Origin of the sequence: Pseudomonas poae RE*1-1-14 (assembly GCF_000336465.1) — a bacterium.
Lineage (GTDB): Bacteria > Pseudomonadota > Gammaproteobacteria > Pseudomonadales > Pseudomonadaceae > Aquipseudomonas > Aquipseudomonas poae.
Map to the genome: position 1 here is coordinate 5,341,479 of NC_020209.1, position 17,842 is coordinate 5,359,320.

Annotated in this window: 17 protein-coding genes; 12 read left to right on the forward strand and 5 right to left on the reverse strand. The window is 62.4% G+C overall.

Features of this window, described 5'->3' with window-relative positions:
* The first annotated feature begins 21 nt into the window (after window positions 1-21).
* The gene (gene serB, locus H045_RS23390; RefSeq protein ID WP_015373624.1) at window positions 22-1,236 is read left to right on the forward strand and encodes a phosphoserine phosphatase SerB; all 1,215 of its coding nucleotides are present in this window, start codon (window positions 22-24) and stop codon (window positions 1,234-1,236) included.
* Window positions 1,237-1,364: 128 nt separating this feature from the next.
* Here the strand turns inward: serB and asd are convergent, their stop codons facing one another.
* Genes asd through H045_RS23405 form a run of 3 tightly spaced genes read right to left on the reverse strand, consistent with a single transcriptional unit; the run spans window position 1,365 to window position 4,650 of the window.
* A complete protein-coding gene (gene asd / locus H045_RS23395) occupies window positions 1,365-2,225 on the reverse strand; it encodes an archaetidylserine decarboxylase (RefSeq protein ID WP_015373625.1) in 861 nt (286 codons plus the stop codon).
* 16 nt (window positions 2,226-2,241) lie between these two features.
* The gene (locus tag H045_RS23400; protein ID WP_015373626.1) at window positions 2,242-3,057 is read right to left on the reverse strand and encodes a rhodanese-like domain-containing protein; all 816 of its coding nucleotides are present in this window, start codon (window positions 3,055-3,057) and stop codon (window positions 2,242-2,244) included.
* Window positions 3,058-3,114: 57 nt separating this feature from the next.
* The gene (locus tag H045_RS23405) at window positions 3,115-4,650 is read right to left on the reverse strand and encodes an HDOD domain-containing protein (protein ID WP_015373627.1); all 1,536 of its coding nucleotides are present in this window, start codon (window positions 4,648-4,650) and stop codon (window positions 3,115-3,117) included.
* A gap of 166 nt (window positions 4,651-4,816) precedes the next feature.
* Between H045_RS23405 and motA the strand changes: the two genes are divergently transcribed.
* Window positions 4,817-5,668 carry a flagellar motor stator protein MotA gene (motA, locus tag H045_RS23410; RefSeq protein WP_015373628.1) on the forward strand — a complete coding sequence of 284 codons (852 nt, stop codon included), beginning with the start codon at window positions 4,817-4,819 and terminating at the stop codon, window positions 5,666-5,668.
* 3 nt (window positions 5,669-5,671) lie between these two features.
* Entirely contained in the window at window positions 5,672-6,688 is a 1,017-nt protein-coding gene (gene motB, locus H045_RS23415; RefSeq protein WP_003236260.1) for a flagellar motor protein MotB, read from the forward strand.
* 217 nt (window positions 6,689-6,905) lie between these two features.
* Here the strand turns inward: motB and rsgA are convergent, their stop codons facing one another.
* Entirely contained in the window at window positions 6,906-7,937 is a 1,032-nt protein-coding gene (rsgA, locus tag H045_RS23420; protein ID WP_003236258.1) for a small ribosomal subunit biogenesis GTPase RsgA, read from the reverse strand.
* Between the two features lie 108 nt (window positions 7,938-8,045).
* Here rsgA and orn point away from each other — a divergent pair, with 108 nt between their 5' ends.
* On the forward strand, window positions 8,046-8,588 hold the full coding sequence (orn, locus tag H045_RS23425; RefSeq protein WP_003236257.1) for an oligoribonuclease: 543 nt from the start codon (window positions 8,046-8,048) through the stop codon (window positions 8,586-8,588).
* 140 nt (window positions 8,589-8,728) lie between these two features.
* Window positions 8,729-9,343, forward strand: coding sequence for a trimeric intracellular cation channel family protein (locus H045_RS23430; protein ID WP_003236255.1), 615 nt, complete (start codon window positions 8,729-8,731; stop codon window positions 9,341-9,343).
* On the opposite strand, the gene queG is transcribed toward H045_RS23430, so the two are convergent.
* Window positions 9,337-10,404, reverse strand: a complete 1,068-nt coding sequence (gene queG / locus H045_RS23435) for a tRNA epoxyqueuosine(34) reductase QueG (RefSeq protein WP_015373629.1) — start codon at window positions 10,402-10,404, stop codon at window positions 9,337-9,339. The genes H045_RS23430 and queG overlap by 7 nt on opposite strands.
* Window positions 10,405-10,467: 63 nt before the next feature.
* Between queG and H045_RS23440 the strand changes: the two genes are divergently transcribed.
* The 7 genes from H045_RS23440 (at window position 10,468) to hflX (ending at window position 17,779) form a co-directional block, all read left to right on the forward strand.
* Window positions 10,468-11,328 (forward strand): NAD(P)H-hydrate dehydratase, encoded by an 861-nt coding sequence (locus H045_RS23440; protein ID WP_015373630.1) that lies wholly within the window; start codon window positions 10,468-10,470, stop codon window positions 11,326-11,328.
* Window positions 11,316-11,786 (forward strand): tRNA (adenosine(37)-N6)-threonylcarbamoyltransferase complex ATPase subunit type 1 TsaE, encoded by a 471-nt coding sequence (tsaE, locus tag H045_RS23445; RefSeq protein ID WP_003236251.1) that lies wholly within the window; start codon window positions 11,316-11,318, stop codon window positions 11,784-11,786. The genes H045_RS23440 and tsaE overlap by 13 nt, the downstream gene beginning before the upstream one ends.
* Window positions 11,787-11,801: 15 nt before the next feature.
* Window positions 11,802-13,223, forward strand: a complete 1,422-nt coding sequence (locus H045_RS23450) for an N-acetylmuramoyl-L-alanine amidase (protein ID WP_015373631.1) — start codon at window positions 11,802-11,804, stop codon at window positions 13,221-13,223.
* Window positions 13,223-15,139 carry a DNA mismatch repair endonuclease MutL gene (mutL, locus tag H045_RS23455; protein WP_032871128.1) on the forward strand — a complete coding sequence of 639 codons (1,917 nt, stop codon included), beginning with the start codon at window positions 13,223-13,225 and terminating at the stop codon, window positions 15,137-15,139. Before H045_RS23450 ends, mutL begins: the two co-directional genes overlap by 1 nt.
* Complete coding sequence (miaA, locus tag H045_RS23460) at window positions 15,139-16,110, forward strand: tRNA (adenosine(37)-N6)-dimethylallyltransferase MiaA (RefSeq protein ID WP_015373632.1); 972 nt, start codon at window positions 15,139-15,141, stop codon at window positions 16,108-16,110. The genes mutL and miaA overlap by 1 nt, the downstream gene beginning before the upstream one ends.
* Window positions 16,111-16,204: 94 nt before the next feature.
* Complete coding sequence (hfq, locus tag H045_RS23465) at window positions 16,205-16,465, forward strand: RNA chaperone Hfq (protein ID WP_003171355.1); 261 nt, start codon at window positions 16,205-16,207, stop codon at window positions 16,463-16,465.
* 12 nt (window positions 16,466-16,477) lie between these two features.
* Window positions 16,478-17,779 carry a ribosome rescue GTPase HflX gene (hflX, locus tag H045_RS23470; protein WP_003236243.1) on the forward strand — a complete coding sequence of 434 codons (1,302 nt, stop codon included), beginning with the start codon at window positions 16,478-16,480 and terminating at the stop codon, window positions 17,777-17,779.
* The last annotated feature ends 63 nt before the right edge of the window (window positions 17,780-17,842 follow it).

The window sequence follows — 17,842 nt, forward strand, 5'->3', positions numbered from 1 at the left end:
TTTCCAGCCTGGGGGTGCGCCTTGCGCGAAATTGTCCTGATAAACATCACCGGCGTTGACCGCCCGGGTCTCACCGCGGCCATTACCGGCGTTCTGGCCCAGGGGGGGGTGAACATTCTCGACATCGGCCAGGCTGTGATCCACGACACCCTGTCGTTCGGCATTCTGGTGGAAATTCCGGGCAAGGAACAGGCCGAGTCCCTGCGTACCGACATCCTGTCTGCCGCGCAAGAATGGGAGCAGCAGGTGCGTTTCACCGCGCTGTCCGAAGCGGACTACCAGCACTGGGTGGACGGCCAGCGCGACAAACGCCACATCGTGACGCTGCTGAGCCGCAAGGTCACGGCCGAGCAATTGCAGCGCGTCAGCGCGATCACCGCGCATCATGCCCTGAATATCGACCATATCGACCGTCTGTCCCGACGCGTGCCTCTGGATATGCCGAGCGACCTGGGCAAGGGCTGCATCGAGTTCTCCGTACGCGGCGAACCGGCCGACCCGCAGGCCCTGCGCGCTGAGTTTCTCAGCGTGGCGCAGGAGCTGAATGTCGATATCGCCTTCCAGGAAGACTCGCTGTACCGTCGCAACCGCCGTTTGGCGGTGTTCGACATGGACTCCACGCTGATCGAGGCCGAAGTCATCGACGAACTGGCCAAAGCCGCCGGCGTGGGTGAGCAGGTCTCGGCCATCACCGAGCGCGCCATGGCCGGCGAGCTGGATTTTCGCGCCAGTTTCAAGGAACGCCTGGCGTTGCTCAAAGGGCTGGATGTCAGCGTGCTGGATTCCATTGGCGCCTCGCTGCGCCTGACCGAAGGCGCGGAAATTCTGTTCGCCGAACTCAAGCGACTGGGCTACAAGACCGCGATCCTGTCCGGCGGCTTCACCTACTTTGCCAAGCAATTGCAGGCCAAGCTGGGCATCGACTATGTGTTCGCCAATGAGCTGGAAGTGATGGACGGCAAGGTGACCGGTGTGGCGGTTGAGCCTATTGTCGATGCTCAACGCAAGGCGGACCTGCTCAGGGAGTTGGCGCACAAGGAAGGCTTGCGATTGGAGCAGACCATTGCGGTGGGCGACGGCGCGAACGACTTGCCGATGCTGGCGATTGCCGGCCTGGGTGTGGCGTTCCGTGCCAAGCCGCTGGTTAAACAGTCGGCCAAACAGGCGATTTCGACGTTGGGGCTGGATGGGGTGTTGTATCTGCTGGGCGTTCGCGACCGCGACGGGCAGCCCTGAAGTAGAGACACGGTCAATGTGGGAGCGGGCTTGCCCGCGATGGCAGAGTGTCAGTCGATACATCATTGACTGAACGACCGCTATCGCGGGCAAGCCCGCTCCCACAGTTGATTTGTGTCGGCTTCGGGTCAGGCTTTCGGCAGTGCCATGCCCTGACCCATCTGCACTGGGGCACCCGCTACCAGCGTCTCAGCCCACTTCACCTGGTCCGGCCCAAACAGCACAATCGCCGTCGAACCCAGCTTGAAGCGGCCCAATTCAGCGCCTTTCTCCAAATGAATCGGTGCCCGCGCGGCTTCGTCGTAACGGAAGGTTTTCAGCTCACGCTTTGGCGGCGTCACCAACCCGGCCCATACGGTTTCAATCGACGCCACAATCATCGCGCCCACCAGTACCACTGCCATCGGGCCGCGCTCTGTGTCGAAAATGCAGGCGACACGTTCGTTGCGCGCAAACAGCTCGGGCACGTTTTCGGCGGTGGTCTGGTTGACCGAGAAAATGCGCCCTGGAATGTAGATCATCTCGCGCAGGGTGCCGGCCAGTGGCATGTGCACGCGGTGATAGTCCTTCGGCGACAGGTACACGGTGGCGAAGTCACCGCCCATGAACGGCGCAGCCACGGCCGCATCACCTCCCAGCAGCTCCAGCACGCTGAAACTGTGGCCCTTGGCCTGGAAGACCCGGCCATGCTCGATCGGACCAAGCTGGCTGACCGCGCCGTCGGCCGGGCTCAGCACCGCGCCCGGCGTCTGGTCCAGTGGGCGCGCGCCGTCTTTCAAGGCGCGGGTGAAGAAGGCGTTGAAGTGCTCGTAAGCCGTCACGTCCTCCACCAGGGCCTGGGACATGTCCACCTGATAGCGCTTGGCGAACCAGGTGGTGAAGGCATTCTTGAACCAGCGCACACGACATTCGGCAATGCAGCCGGCCAGGCGCGACAGCAAGTGGTGTGGCAGCAAGTACTGGCTGAGGATAAACAACTGCTTTTTCATTAACTGTCCTTAAACCTTAAATCTCAACGGGGGTGTCGGGGTGGTTGCCCCATTCGCCCCAGGAACCGGCATAACCTTTGACTCGCGGATAACCGAGCGCCTTGGCCACGAGGTAGGTGAAGCCAGAGCGGTGGTGAGTCTGGCAGTGGGTGATGATTTCCTTGTCGCGGGTAAGCCCCAGGTCTTCGAGGACCTGCGGCATGTCGCGGCGGATGCGCAGGCTGCGCGCCTTGTCCATTCCGGCGGTCCATTCAAAATTGACTGCGCCGGGGATGTGGCCGCCCTTGGCTGCCAGTACCTTTTCGCCGGAGTACTCCAGCGGGCCCCTTGCGTCCCAGATGCCCAGGTCGGCGGCGCCGAGGCGGCTTTGCAGGTATTCGCGGGTGGCGATGGGGCCGTCGTGCAGTGTGAGGCTGACTGGACCGCCGGCGGGGGCGGGTACGTCGGTGGACAGCGGGTGTTTTTCTTCCAGCCAGGCCAGCAGGCCGCCGTCGAGGTAGTGGTACTTCTGGTGTCCGATCACGTCGAGCAGCCAGATGAAGCGCCCGGCCCAGCCGCCCCCTTCGTCATCGTAGACCACGTAGGTGGCGTCCGGGGTGTGGCCCAGCTCGCCGAACAGTGTTTCCAGGTCGGCTTTGTTCGGCAGCAGGCCCGGCGCCGGTGCCTGGCCCAGTTGGGTGCGCTTGGGATCAACGAAATGCGCGCCGGGGATATGCCCCTGGGCGTAGCGGGCGGCACTGGTGAGGTCCACCACAATCAGGTGCTCGGCATCCAGTTGACCAAGCAGGTCGCTGGATTCGATCACCAGCGGCAAGCCAGAGAAGTCAGGCATGTGAGGTCTCCTGGGCACAAAAGTGGGTGATAAAGGAGGGCGATTGTAGCGCAAGCATCAGGCGCTGCGGTTGGTAAAGCAGTGCAGGGCTTTCTCGATACATTGGGCGGTTTTGCCGAAGGCCTGCACGGTGGTTTCCGAAAACGGCCCGCCGCCTTGGTCGGCAATCATCAGCATGACCACCTTGCCATTGCAGCTCACCGAGCGCAGCAGCAGGTGTTCGCCGGCGAACAGGCGGCGCAGGATCGGCGGCAGCAAGGCCGAGAATTGCGCATGGTTATCGGGCGTGAGGCGCACCTGGGCGGACTTCTCCAGCAGGCGCTGCAGCAGCGTGCTGTTGACCACGTCCAGACTCAGGTTGGCTGCGTCTCGCGGCAGGCCGTCGACCTGGTGCACGCGCAAGGTGCTCTGGGCGCGATCCGTCATCAGCAGCATCACCCGTTGCATGCCGCTGGCCACCAGCGCGTCCTTGGCGCAGGTGGTCAGGTGCATCGCGTTGGCGAAGCGGCTCGGCTCCAGCAGCAACTCGGTGCAGTGCCTGCGCCACACGGCGAGCGCTTCGGCGGTGGGCGGTGGCGCCGGCAGCAGGCCGCGATGAACCCTCTGCACATGCCACGGCCAGATCAGCGAGAGCGCCGGGTGCCAGAGGTCGGGCATCAGCGTCGTGCGGGCGCTGGTGACGGATTGCTGGTGAGCCTGTTGCTGCACGTCGGCCAGCGGCTGTTGCAGGTACAGCGCGGTGAGGTATTGCCAGCGCTCGGCGTGCGGGCAGGTCCAGGACTCCTGGGCCGACAGCGCCAGCCCGTTGGCCAGCAACACGGTATTGGCCGGCTGGTTGAGCCAGCGACGCAGGTTGGGCTCGGCGTCGAGCAATTGCTGATGGCGCAGCGCGTCATCCTCGCGGGCAATGCGCAGGGCCTTGACCAGCAGGCGCTTCTCGTTGCGCAGCAGCGTATAACCCTGGGAGACCCAGACCGGCAGGTGCCAGGCTTCGGTCAGGCCCAGGCACAGGTCCAAAAGGCGCACGCCGAACACCTGTTGCTCGACCGCGCGGGCGCTCTCGCCTTTATGGATAACCCGCAGTTCCCACTCTTCCAGCAGCTTGGGGTAGGCCACGGCCATCGGCCACAGCGGCGACAGAAACAGCAGGCTGCCCCAATGAATGTCCTGCCACAGGCGCGCCAGACGGCTGGCGAACAAGCCGCTGGCCTGCTGGGACGCGTGTTGGCTCACCAGCAGCAATTGGCGCAAGGCCAGCGGGATTTCCTGGGCGGGCACCGAGGGCAGGCGCGCGAGCAGTTCTTCGGCGCGCTTGAGGCCCAGGCGGTTGAGCGCCACTTCGAGGTTTTCCGCCGGTTCCGTCATGCTGCCCTGGGTGTGGCTGTTGGCTTTGCGCATCACGCTGAGTACCAGCGCAGGGCTGTTTTGCATCAGTTCGGCAATATCTCGCAATGAACTGCGGCTGTCGCGAATGGCCTTGCACACGCGCTCATGGGCGGCCTGGGGCACGGGCAGCAGCACCTCGTCCAGGCGCTTGATCCAGGCGGCGAGAGTGGTGGGTTTGGCACTTGGGACGTTGGTTTCATTAGCCATCATTGGGGCGCGATCATCACTTGCGTTCAATACGCCCGGAACGGGCTGAGTTGGCTTTTCGCCTTAACGGGCTATAGTCTGGCGCAGTTTTGCCGATAAGTAGAACAAGAGTTTTCAGCTGCACCCACTATGTCCATGAACCCGACGGCGCAAGTACAGATCCCCTATGGCTAAAATTATCGGCATCATTGTCGTCATCGCAAGTGTGCTCGGTGGGTACGTCCTGTCCCACGGTAAAATTGCAGCCTTGATCCAGCCTTTCGAAGTGCTGATTATCGGCGGTGCCGCGTTTGGCGCATTTCTGCAGGCCAACCCCGGCTACATGACCATGCACGTGATCAAGAAATCGGTGGGCATGTTCGGCTCGCGCTTTTCTCACGCCTTCTATCTGGACGTGCTGGGGCTGGTCTACGAGATCCTCAACAAGAGCCGTCGCGAAGGCATGATGGCTATCGAGGGCGACATCGAAGACGCCGCGGCCAGTCCGATTTTCGCCAAGTACCCGACAGTGCTCAAAGACGAGCGCCTGACCGCGTATATCTGTGATTACCTGCGCATCATGTCCTCCGGCAATATGGCTCCCCACGAGTTGGAAGGCCTGTTCGACATGGAACTGTTCAGCCTCAAGGAAGAGCTTGAGCATCCATCCCATGCCGTAACCGGTGTGGCTGACGGCATGCCCGGTTTCGGTATCGTGGCAGCGGTGCTCGGCATCGTGGTGACCATGGCCTCCCTCGGCGAAGGTGACCAGGCGGCCATCGGCATGCACGTGGGTGCGGCGCTGGTGGGCACCTTCTTCGGTATCCTGGCGGCGTATGGTTTCTTCGGCCCGCTTGCCACCTGCCTGGCCCACGATGCCAAGGAAGAGGTCAACCTGTACGAAGCCATCAAGGCCAGCCTGGTAGCGTCGGCATCCGGCATGCCGCCATCGCTGGCCGTGGAGTTCGGCCGCAAGGTGCTCTACCCCAAACATCGCCCGAGTTTCTCCGAGCTGGAGCAAGCGGTTCGCGGTCGCTAAGCCATGGAAAACAACCAGCCGATAATCATCAAGCGCGTCAAGCGCTTCGCTGCGGGGCACCATGGTGGCGCCTGGAAGATCGCCTTCGCCGACTTTGCCACGGCGATGATGGCGTTCTTCCTGGTGCTGTGGCTGATGTCCACCGCCACGCCGGAACAGAAGATCGCCATTGCCGGTTACTTCAAGGACCCGATTGGCTTCTCGGAAAGCGGTACGCCCTTTGTGATCGACCTGGGCGGTTCACCGCAGTTGGCGCCGGAACGCACCATCAATCCGGAGGTGCAGACCGAGTCGCCGCAGGACAAGATTCCCGTGGAGCGCGATACCGTCGAGAGCATGGCCGAACAGGTCGAGCAGGAGCGCCTCGAGCTGTTGTTGCAGGAACTGCAGAACAAGGTCGAAGAGAACCCTCAGTTGCTCAAGTTCAAGGATCAGATTTCGTTCGAGATCACCCCGGAAGGCCTGCGCATCCAGATCACCGACGCCGCCAACCGGCCGATGTTCGACTCCGGCAGCGCACGCCTGAAACCGTACTTTGAAGACATCCTGCTGGCCATGGCCGACACCATCAAGGCGGTGCCGAACAAGATCAGCATCAGCGGCCACACCGACGCCAAGCCCTATGCGGGCCAGGGTGACTTCGGCAACTGGGAGCTGTCGGCCAACCGCGCCAACGCCGCCCGGCGTGCGCTGGTCGCCGGCAGTTACCCTGACCCGCAAGTGGCGCGTGTGGTGGGGTTTGCCTCTTCGCAGCTGTTCGATAACAAGGACCCCTTCAATCCGGTCAACCGGCGCATCGATATTGTCGTGCTGACCAAAAAGGCCCAGCGCGCGATTGAAGGCGACCAGCCGCCACTGCCACCCGCCCAGGGTGAAGGCGCACCGGGCGAGGTGCCGACCGACCCGAATGCGATTCCGCCAGGGCAGGAGCCGTTGCCGGCCCATGAGCTGCGCCAGAAGCTGAACCTGTTCGATGATGGTGGGGTGAAGGATCCTACGGTGCCTGGGACGGGGTCGTAGGCGATTCTCACGTGCCGTATCAAGTAAAAAACGCTCCGATTGCTCGGGGCGTTTTTATTTGTGTTCAGAGGGGTAGATAAGCCTTGATGCCGCTGACGAAGCTGGCTTGCGTGTACCAGCCACCCAGTGGGTCCTGATTCTTGATGCCCACCCCCTGTTAAAGCAATGGACCAGGGGGACCCACGACTCATTTTATCTGTATCAAGAAAATGCCTGGTCAGTAACTGCTCTCAGGCAAGCTCGCAATAATCGACCGATAGCTGTTCATCCGCTGCTGTTGCACGCGCCCGTCTTCCAATGCCTTGAGCAACGCACATCCAGGTTCGCGGTCGTGTTTGCAGTCGCGGAAGCGGCAGGTGCCGATCAAGTCGTTGAACTCGATGAAACCCGCTTCCACATCGCTGCGGCTGACGTGGCCCAGGCCGAATTCACGAATGCCGGGGGAGTCGATCAACTCGCCGCCACCGGGGAAGTGAAACAGGCGCGCGGTGGTGGTGGTGTGGGTGCCCTGGCCGGACAGCTCCGACAGCGGGCCGACGCGGGTGTCGACTTCCGGCAGCAGGCTGTTGACCAGCGACGACTTGCCCACGCCAGACTGGCCGACAAACACGCTGATACGCCCGTCCAGCTGCTGTTGCAGCTGTTCCATGCCATCGCCGTGATGGGCCGACACTTCCAGCACCGGATAACCCAGTGTGCGGTACACCGCCAGCAGCGCATTGAGCGCCGGGGCATTCTGGTCGTCGATCAAGTCGAATTTGTTCAGCAGCAGCAGCGGGCGAATGCCGGCATGCTCGGCCGCGACCAGGTAGCGGTCGATCAGGTTGGCATGGGGCTCGGGCAGCGGGGCGAACACGATCACGATCATGTCGACGTTGGCCGCTACCGGCTTGAGCTGACCACGGCTGTCGGGGCGGCGCAGCTCGGTAGTGCGCGGCAGTTGCGCGACGATGACGCCGATGCCCTGGTTGCCGGCACGCCACACCACCTTGTCGCCGGTGACCAGCGCCGGCAGGTTGGCGCGCAAGTGGCAGCGCGACACTGAGCCGGCGAGTTCGCCTTCCAGCGCCTCCACTTCGACCTGCACACCAAAGTGCGCGATCACCAGGCCCGTCTGTTCCGGGCCGAGGTCGCCGCCCTCAAGCGCTTCCACGGCGGAGGATTCACGTTTGGCGGCACGCGCAGCGCGTTCGCCTTGAATCTTTTCGATGCGCCAGTTTTGGCGACGGTTGAGCTGGCGTTTGGCCATTGGTGTTCCGTGTCGATAATGCAAAGATAGGGTAAAACGGTCGCGAGTCTAGCACGCCGCCGCCTGCTAAACTGCGCGGCTACGCCAAGGTGCCAAGAGAATCAAGCCATGCTGAACCCACAGAACCTGATTTGGATCGATCTGGAAATGACCGGTCTGAACCCCGACACCGATGTCATCATCGAGATGGCGACGATTGTCACCGACAGCAACCTCAATACCTTGGCCGAAGGTCCGGTGATCGCCATCCACCACAGCGACGCGGTGCTGGCCACCATGGACGAGTGGAACACCCGGACCCACGGCAATTCCGGGCTGACCCAGCGTGTGCGCGACAGCCGCATCAGCATGGCCGAAGCCGAAGCCGAAACCATCGCGTTTCTGGAAAAGTGGGTGCCCAAGGGCAAGTCGCCGATCTGCGGCAACAGCATCTGCCAGGACCGGCGCTTCCTCTATACGCACATGAAGGGGTTGGAGAGTTACTTCCACTATCGCAACCTGGATGTGTCCACCTTGAAAGAGCTGGCTGCGCGCTGGGCGCCCGAAGTCAAGGACAGCTTCCACAAAGGCAGCACGCATCTGGCGCTGGATGATATTCGCGAGTCGATTGCCGAGTTGCAGCATTACCGCAAGCATTTCATTAAGGCTTGATTCCGGGGCGCCTGAACCGGCGCCATCGCAGGCAAGCCAGCTCCCACCTTTTGATGTGTGAACACAGTCAAGTGTGGGAGCTGGCTTGCCTGCGATGAAGTCAACGCTGTTTACCGCCCTCCCATGCAAGGACCGCCCGCATGCTGCTGATGCTCTACCTCATCGCCATCACCGCCGAAGCCATGACCGGCGCATTGTCCGCAGGCAGGCGCGGGATGGACTGGTTTGGTGTGGTGCTGATCGCCTGTGTGACGGCATTGGGCGGCGGATCGGTGCGCGATGTGCTGCTCGGCCACTACCCGCTGACCTGGGTCAAACACCCGGAATACTTGATACTGACTTCGATCGCCGCGCTGGTGACGATCTTCGCCGCACCGCTGATGCGCCGCCTGCGCTCGCTGTTTCTCGCGCTGGACGCTGTGGGGCTGGTGGCCTTTACCCTGATCGGCTGCATGACCGCCCTGGAAATGGGCCACGGCATGCTGGTGGCTTCGGTCAGCGGCGTGATCACCGGAGTGTTCGGCGGTATCCTGCGGGACATCTTCTGCAACGACATTCCGCTGGTGTTCCGCCGTGAGCTGTACGCCAGCGTGTCATTCCTCGCTGCGTGGTTCTACCTGCTGTGCCTTTACCTTGAATTACCCGGCGAACAGGCCATTCTGCTGACGCTGTTCAGCGGGTTTTTGTTACGTCTGCTGGCGATCCGTTTTCACTGGGAAATGCCCAAGTTCGTCTATAACGACGACGTTCACTGACGTTCGGCGTGTTGCTTCAGCGCCCATTCCACATGTTCGCGCACCAGCTCTGAAGGGTAATCGCGCCGCGCCTTCAGCGCCTCCAGCACCGGAATGCTTGACGGCGCATTGCCCAGGCCCACGGCCAGGTTGCGCAGCCAGCGCTCATAACCGGCACGACGCAGCGGCGAGCCTTCGGTGCTGCTGAGGAATCTGTCCTCGTCCCACAGGAACAGTTCGGCCAGTTCTGCGTTATCCAGATTGTGCCGGGGCTTGAAATCGCTTTCGGCGGTGGGCCGGGCGAAACGATTCCACGGGCAAACGATCTGACAGTCATCGCAGCCGAACACGCGGTTGCCGATCAGCGGGCGCAGGTCCTCGGGAATGGCGCTCTTGAGTTCGATGGTGAGGTAGGAAATGCAGCGCCGGGCGTCCAGCACGTAGGGGCCGACGAAGGCATTGGTCGGGCAGATATCCAGGCACGCCGTGCAGCGCCCGCAATGTTCGGTGCTGTGGGGCGGGTCCACCGGCAATGGCAGGTCCACGAACAGCTCGCTGAGGAAGAAGTAACTGCCGGCCTTGCGGTTGAGCACCAGGGTGTTTTTGCCGATCCAGCCGAGGCCGGCCTGTTCGGCGATGGCTTTTTCCAGCACCGGCGCGCTGTCGACAAAGGCGCGAAAGCCGAACGGGCCGATCTGTGACTGGATACGGTCGGCCAGTTGCTGCACACGCTTGCGGATCAGCTTGTGGTAGTCGCGGCCCAGGGCGTAACGCGAGATGTAGGCTTTTTCCGGCTGTGCCAGCAGGTGAGCCATCTGGGTGTCGCCGGGAAGATAATCCATGCGCAGCGACACTACGCGCAGAGTGCCCGGCACCAGTTCCTCGGGGTGGGAGCGTTTGCTGCCATGGGCGCCCATGTAGTCCATTTCGCCATGGTAGCCCGCGTCGAGCCAGCGTTGCAGGTGCTGCTCGTGCTCGGCGAGGTCCAGGCCGCTGATGCCCACTTGTTGGAAGCCCAGCTCGCGGCCCCAGTCCTTGATCGATTGGGCAAGCGCGGGCAGGTCGGAGGTAATGGCAGGCATGAGACACGGGAAACCACGGGTTAGATGGGTATAATTCTGCCAGACATCGGAGCTTGAAGACGCATGCCTCAGACAAAAGACGAAATAACCGACGTTCAGCCACTGTTGCCCAGCGATTTGCCGCAACTGTCTGCACGTTCCCCGGACGCCCATAAAGGCCAGTTTGGCCATCTGCTGGTCATTGGCGGCGACCTTGGCGTTGGCGGCGCCGCGCTGCTGAGCACCGAAAGTGCGCTGCGCAGTGGCGCCGGCATGGTTTCCCTGGCGACCCGGCCTGAGCATGTGCCCGCCGCGCTGGCGCGATTGCCGGAAGTCATGACGCTGGGCGTGAGCTCGGCCAACCAGTTGATGGGCCTGCTGGAAAAGACCTCGGTGATCGTCATTGGTCCGGGCCTGGGCGAGGCGGCTTGGGGCAGAAGCCTATTGTCGGTGGCGGCCAACGCCAAACTGCCGCAGGTGTGGGACGCGGATGCGCTGAACCAGCTCGCCGCCGGCCATGTCGATTTGCCGACCGGTTGCGTAATCACCCCCCATCCGGGCGAGGCCGCACGTTTGCTGGGTATTACCACCGCCGAGGTTCAAGCTGATCGCCTCAATGCGGCACTCGCGCTGAGCTTCATATTAAATGCCGTGGTTATTCTCAAAGGCGCTGGCAGTTTGATTGCCAGCCCCGATGGGCGCGTTGCCCGCTGCGACCAGGGCCACCCTGCCATGGCCACGGCCGGGCTGGGTGATGTATTGGCCGGGTTGGTCGGCGCATTGCTGGCCCAGGGCATGCCGGCTTATGACGCCAGCTGCCTGGCCGTGTGGCTGCACGCTACGGCGGGAGATCGCCAGGGCACTTTCGGTCGCGGCCTCGCGGCCAGCGACCTGATCCCCGCCATTCGTCAATTGCTCGAGGAGCAGTCGCCGTGCCTGACGTAACCCTGTTCCTTGCCGATGAAGATGCCATGGTGGCGCTTGGGAATCGCATCGCCGCTGTCACGGCAGGCGCTGGGCTGATCTTCCTCGAAGGCGACCTGGGCGCGGGCAAGACCACGCTGTCGCGGGGGATCATTCGTGGGCTGGGGCATGCCGGCGCGGTGAAAAGTCCGACGTTTACGCTGGTCGAGCCCTACGAGATCGGCGACGTGCGCGCCTTTCACTTCGACCTTTATCGCCTGGTCGATCCCGAAGAGCTGGAATACATGGGCATTCGTGATTACTTCGACGAAGATGCGCTGTGCCTGATCGAGTGGCCAGATAAAGGTGCAGGCTTTTTGCCAAAGCCGGACATGACCATTACCATTACGCCGCATGAAACAGGACGTCAGCTGAAGTTGTTGCCCCAGAGCGTGCGTGGCCAGTCGTGGTGCGCCGCTTTGGCATTGGAATTCAAATAATTGGTGGGGTTAGGTATGCGCTTTCGCGCGTTGGTTGCTGTCGTGGGGGTGTTGCTTGCGGCAATGACTGTCAATGCTCTGGCTGCTTCACAAGTGAAAAGTGTTCGCTTGTGGCGAGCGCCGGATAACACGCGACTGGTGTTCGACCTGTCTGGCCCTGTCCAGCACAGCGTCTTTACCCTGGCGGCGCCTGATCGCCTGGTGATCGACATCAATGGCGCGACCCTGGCCGCACCGCTCAAGGTGTCCACCGCCAACACGCCGATTACCGCCATGCGCTCGGCCCAGCGCACGCCCACCGACTTGCGCGTGGTCATCGACCTGAAAAAGGCCGTGACCCCGAAAAGTTTCTCCCTGGCGCCCAACGCCCAGTACGGCAACCGGCTGGTGGTCGACCTGTTCGACAATGCCGCCGACGCCAACCCGACGCCTGCGCCGACGCCGAGCGTGGCAACGGTGCCCGCGGTTCCGGTCAACCCTTCGCAACCCCAGGTGAAATTGCCGCCGCCGCCGCCCGCGCCGCCCGGCAAGCGCGACATTATTGTGGTAATTGACGCCGGCCACGGCGGCGAAGACCCGGGGGCCTCCGGCTCGCGCGGCCAGCATGAAAAAGACGTGGTATTGGCCATCGCCCGCGAGTTGCAGCGCCAGGTCAACGGCATGAAGGGCTATCGCGCCGAGTTGACCCGCACCGGCGACTACTTCATTCCGCTGCGTGGCCGTACGGAAATCGCGCGCAAGAAGGGCGCCGACCTGTTCGTTTCGATTCACGCCGACGCCGCGCCCTCCAGCGCGGCCTTCGGTGCCTCGGTGTTTGCCCTGTCCGATCGCGGCGCCACGTCCGAAACCGCACGCTGGCTGGCCGACAGTGAAAACCGTTCTGACTTGATCGGCGGGGCTGGCAACGTGTCCCTCGATGACAAGGACAAGATGCTCGCCGGCGTACTGCTCGACCTGTCGATGACCGCCTCGCTGACCTCCAGCCTCAACGTTGGCCAGAAAGTCTTGAGCAACATCGGCCGGGTTACCTCGCTGCACAAACAGCGCGTTGAACAGGCCGGTTTCATGGTGTTGAAGTCGCCGGATATCCCGTCGATCCTGGTGGAAACCGGCTTTATCTCCAACGCCAACGAAGCCTCCAAACTGGCCAGCGCCAGCCATCAGCAGGCCCTGGCGCGCTCCATCAGCGCCGGCGTGCGTCAGTTCTTCCAGCAGAATCCGCCGCCGGGCACCTACATTGCCTGGCTGCGTGACTCCGGCAAAATCGCCCAGGGCCCGCGCGACCATCGCGTGCAGCCCGGCGACACCCTGGCCATGCTGGCGGTGCGCTTCCAGGTGTCGCCCGCTACGTTGCGCAGTGCCAACAACCTGAAAACCGACGAGCTGAAAGTCGGCCAGGTATTGACCATCCCCGGCACTGAATTGGCGGCGCAGTAATGAGCGAGTCCTTGTTGAACAGCGGCTCGCGCATTGAATTGCTCAGCCCGCGCCTGGCCAACCAGATTGCAGCCGGTGAGGTGGTTGAACGCCCTGCCTCGGTGATCAAGGAGTTGCTGGAAAACAGCATCGACTCCGGCGCCAAACGCATTGATGTCGACGTGGAGCAGGGCGGCGTCAAGCTGCTGCGCGTACGCGACGACGGCAGCGGTATTTCCTCGGATGACCTGCCGCTGGCCCTGGCCCGGCACGCCACCAGCAAGATCCGCGACCTGGAAGACCTGGAACGTGTGATGAGCCTGGGTTTTCGCGGTGAGGCCCTGGCCTCGATCAGCTCCGTGGCGCGCCTGACCCTGACCTCGCGCACCCGCGACGCCGAGCAGGCCTGGCAAGTGGAAACCGAAGGCCGCGACATGGCTCCGCGCGTGCAGCCGGCGGCGCATCCGGTGGGCACCTCGGTGGAAGTGCGCGACCTGTTCTTCAACACCCCGGCCCGACGCAAATTCCTCAAGGCCGAGAAAACCGAATTCGATCACCTGCAGGAAGTCATCAAGCGCCTGGCCCTGGCGCGCTTCGACGTGGCGTTTCACCTGCGTCATAACGGCAAGACCATCCTCAGCCTGCACGAAGCCCATGACGATGCCGCGCGTGCCCGGCGGGTTTCGGCGATCTGCGGCGCGGGGTTCCTCGAACAGGCACTGCCCATCGAGATCGAGCGCAATGGCCTGCGCCTGTGGGGTTGGGTCGGCCTGCCGACGTTTTCGCGCAGCCAGGCGGACTTGCAGTATTTCTTCGTGAATGGCCGTGCGGTGCGCGACAAGCTTGTGGCGCATGCGGTGCGTCAGGCGTATCGCGACGTGTTGTTCAACGGGCGGCATCCCACCTTTGTGCTGTTCTTTGAGGTAGACCCGTCGGTGGTCGACGTCAATGTGCACCCGACCAAGCATGAAGTGCGCTTTCGCGATGGACGCATGGTGCATGACTTCCTGTATGGCACCCTGCACCGCGCCCTGGGCGATGTGCGCCCGGACGATCAACTGTCGGCGCCGATCGTGACGGCGGTGGTGCGGCCGACCGGTCCCGAGGCTGGCGAGTTCGGGCCGCAGGGCGAAATGAGCCTGGCGGCCAACTTGCTGCAATCGCCGCAGCCACAGCCTTCGTACGCTGCACCGGGCTCGGGTGCTGGCGCGGGCTATCAGTATCAATACACGCCGCGCCCGCAATCGACCGTGCCGGTGGCCGAGGCCCAGGCGGCGTATCGCGAATTTTTCGCGCCGCTGCCGGGTGCCGAGGCGGGCGCCGCTGTTGCGTTGCCCGAAGGTGGCGGTGATATTCCGCCGCTGGGTTACGCGCTGGCCCAGCTCAAGGGTATCTATATCCTTGCGGAAAACGCCCACGGCCTGGTGCTGGTGGACATGCATGCCGCCCATGAGCGGATCATGTACGAACGCCTCAAGATCGCCATGGCCAGCGAAGGCCTGAGCGGCCAGCCGCTGCTGGTGCCCGAATCCCTGGCCGTGAGCCAGCGCGAAGCCGACTGCGCCGAAGAACACCATGGCGTGTTCCAGAAACTGGGTTTTGAACTGCAACGTCTGGGCCCGGAAACCCTGGCGATCCGCCAGATTCCGGCGCTGCTCAAACAGGCCGAGGCCAACCGCCTCGTGGCCGACGTCCTGGCCGATCTCATGGAATATGGCACCAGTGACCGTATCCAGGCGCACATCAATGAGCTGCTTGGCACCATGGCCTGCCACGGTGCGATCCGCGCCAATCGCCGCCTGGCCCTGCCGGAAATGAACGGTCTGCTGCGCGACATGGAAAACACCGAGCGCAGCGGCCAGTGCAACCACGGCCGACCGACCTGGACCCAGATGGGCCTGGACGATCTGGACAAACTGTTCCTGCGCGGTCGCTGATGAGTGCCTTGCCCCCCGCGATCTTTCTGATGGGTCCCACGGCCGCCGGCAAAACCGACCTGGCCATCGAGCTGACCAAGGTGCTGCCGTGCGAGCTGATCAGTGTCGACTCTGCCCTGGTTTACCGGGACATGGATATCGGCACCGCCAAGCCTTCCAGGGCGCTGCTGGCCGAGCATCCCCATCGGCTGATCGATATCCTCGACCCGTCGATGAGCTATTCGGCTGCGGACTTTCGCGCTGACGCCCTGGCGGCCATGGCCGAAATCACCGCGCGGGGCAACATCCCGCTGCTGGTGGGCGGCACGATGCTCTATTACAAGGCTTTGCAGGAAGGACTGGCCGACATGCCGCCCGCCGACGCCCAGGTGCGCGCTGAGCTTGAGGAAGAAGCTGCCCGCCTTGGCTGGCAATCCCTGCACGACCAACTGGCGGCCGTGGACCCGGTGTCCGCCGCGCGTATCCATCCCAACGACCCGCAGCGCCTTACGCGCGCGCTGGAAGTGTGGCGTGTGAGCGGCCAGACCATGACTGAACACAGGCTGAAACAAACTGCGCAAAGTGCTGATGCAGACGCGTCTGGTCAATCACAATTGCCCTATACTGTCGCGAATCTGGCCATTGCCCCGGCAAATCGCCAGGTGCTGCATGAGCGAATTGCGCAAAGATTCACGATTATGTTGGAACAGGGGTTTGTGGACGAGGTCGTAGCTTTGCGTTCCCGTGGTGACCTGCATGCCGGGCTGCCTTCGATACGCGCTGTAGGCTACCGCCAAGTCTGGGATTACCTGGATGGCAAGCTGACGTCAACCGACATGCAGGAGCGCGGCATCATCGCCACGCGCCAATTGGCGAAGCGCCAGTTCACCTGGCTGCGCAGCTGGAGCGATTTGCACTGGTTGGACAGCCTGGACAGCGACAATCTGTCACGCGCCTTGAAATACCTGGGGTCGGTCTCCATATTGAGCTGAGTCCCTGCAATTGCCGTCTATCCTTGGGGGTGTGACGGCCATAAGCTACCCATTTTCCGATTTTTCATTATTGATCCTTAAAGGAGTGCGGCACATGTCAAAAGGGCATTCGCTACAAGACCCTTACTTGAACACTTTACGTAAAGAGAAAGTGGGGGTTTCCATCTACCTGGTCAACGGTATCAAGCTGCAAGGCACGATCGAGTCGTTCGACCAGTTCGTGATCCTGCTGAAAAACACCGTCAGCCAGATGGTCTACAAGCACGCTATCTCGACAGTCGTTCCAGTTCGTCCAATCCGTCTGCCTAGCGCAGCAGGTGATGATGCAGCTGACGCTGAGCCAGGTAACGCCTGATAGGAGTCTCCTTTGTTCTTTGAGCGCCACGGTGGTGGTGAGCGAGTGATCCTCGTTCACTTGGATGGACAGGACCCTGAGGCGCGCGAAGATCCGCAGGAGTTTCAGGAGTTGGCAAATTCGGCCGGCGCCGAGACCGTTGCGTTTTTTAACGTGCCGCGTCATCGGCCAACCGCCAAATACCTGATCGGCAGCGGCAAGGTCGAGGAACTGCGCGATCTGGTCCACGCCGAAGAAGCCGATCTGGTGATCTTCAATCACACTCTTACGCCCAGTCAGGAACGCAACCTCGAACGTGTATTCGAGTGTCGCGTGATCGACCGTACCGGTCTGATTCTCGATATTTTTGCCCAGCGCGCCCGAACCCATGAAGGCAAGCTGCAGGTCGAACTGGCCCAGCTTGACCACATGAGTACGCGCCTGGTGCGCGGCTGGACTCACCTTGAACGTCAGGGTGGCGGCATCGGCATGCGTGGGCCGGGTGAAACCCAGCTCGAAACCGACCGACGCCTGCTGCGGGTTCGCCTGCGCCAGATCAAGGGGCGCCTGGAGAAGGTCCGCAGCCAGCGTGAGCAATCGCGCCGGGGTCGTTCGCGTGCGGATATTCCCACCGTGTCGCTGGTGGGCTATACCAACGCCGGCAAATCCACACTCTTCAACAACGTGACGAAGTCGGACGTGTACGCGGCCGACCAACTGTTCGCCACCCTCGACCCTACCCTGCGCCGCCTTGATATAGGCGACCTGGGGCCGATTGTCCTGGCCGACACCGTAGGTTTCATTCGTCACTTGCCCCACAAGCTGGTCGAGGCCTTTAGGTCTACGCTCGAAGAGTCGAGCAACTCCGACCTGCTGCTGCATGTGATCGATGCGGCCGAGCCGGACCGCATGCTTCAGATTGAACAGGTGATGGTGGTGCTGGGCGAGATTGGTGCCCAGGACTTGCCGATCCTCGAGGTCTATAACAAACTCGATTTGCTTGAGGGCGTTGAGCCACAAATCCAGCGCGACGAGAACGGCGTACCTCAACGGGTGTGGCTGTCGGCGCGTGATGGCAGTGGTCTGGAGCTGCTTGAACAAGCGATTGCCGAACTGCTCGGCAGTGATTTGTTCGTCGGCACCTTGCGCTTGCCGCAGCGTTTTGCTCGACTGCGTGCACAGTTTTTCGAACTGGGCGCGGTACAGAAAGAAGAACACGACGAAGAAGGTGTCAGCTTGCTGGCCGTTCGGTTACCGCGCTCGGAGCTCAATCGGCTGGTCAGTCGCGAGGGTGTGGTGCCGGAGGAGTTCATCGAGCAACACACTTTGCAATAAAAGCCTCCTAAAGCGGTTGTGCCGCAATGGCAGGCATTCTGTAGCATTGGTCGGCGCGCCGTG

What these genes read in the sequence shown, in the direction of transcription:
- asd (WP_015373625.1), bottom strand. Translation starts at nt 2,225, where the DNA reads ATGAAAAAGCAGTTGTTTATCCTCAGCCAGTACTTGCTGCCACACCAC.
- H045_RS23405 (WP_015373627.1), bottom strand. Translation starts at nt 4,650, where the DNA reads ATGGCTAATGAAACCAACGTCCCAAGTGCCAAACCCACCACTCTCGCC.
- H045_RS23440 (WP_015373630.1), top strand. Translation starts at nt 10,468, where the DNA reads ATGCCTCAGACAAAAGACGAAATAACCGACGTTCAGCCACTGTTGCCC.
- miaA (WP_015373632.1), top strand. Translation starts at nt 15,139, where the DNA reads ATGAGTGCCTTGCCCCCCGCGATCTTTCTGATGGGTCCCACGGCCGCC.
- motB (WP_003236260.1), top strand. Translation starts at nt 5,672, where the DNA reads ATGGAAAACAACCAGCCGATAATCATCAAGCGCGTCAAGCGCTTCGCT.
- queG (WP_015373629.1), bottom strand. Translation starts at nt 10,404, where the DNA reads ATGCCTGCCATTACCTCCGACCTGCCCGCGCTTGCCCAATCGATCAAG.
- rsgA (WP_003236258.1), bottom strand. Translation starts at nt 7,937, where the DNA reads ATGGCCAAACGCCAGCTCAACCGTCGCCAAAACTGGCGCATCGAAAAG.
- H045_RS23450 (WP_015373631.1), top strand. Translation starts at nt 11,802, where the DNA reads ATGCGCTTTCGCGCGTTGGTTGCTGTCGTGGGGGTGTTGCTTGCGGCA.
- hfq (WP_003171355.1), top strand. Translation starts at nt 16,205, where the DNA reads ATGTCAAAAGGGCATTCGCTACAAGACCCTTACTTGAACACTTTACGT.
- H045_RS23430 (WP_003236255.1), top strand. Translation starts at nt 8,729, where the DNA reads ATGCTGCTGATGCTCTACCTCATCGCCATCACCGCCGAAGCCATGACC.
- motA (WP_015373628.1), top strand. Translation starts at nt 4,817, where the DNA reads ATGGCTAAAATTATCGGCATCATTGTCGTCATCGCAAGTGTGCTCGGT.
- orn (WP_003236257.1), top strand. Translation starts at nt 8,046, where the DNA reads ATGCTGAACCCACAGAACCTGATTTGGATCGATCTGGAAATGACCGGT.
- mutL (WP_032871128.1), top strand. Translation starts at nt 13,223, where the DNA reads ATGAGCGAGTCCTTGTTGAACAGCGGCTCGCGCATTGAATTGCTCAGC.
- H045_RS23400 (WP_015373626.1), bottom strand. Translation starts at nt 3,057, where the DNA reads ATGCCTGACTTCTCTGGCTTGCCGCTGGTGATCGAATCCAGCGACCTG.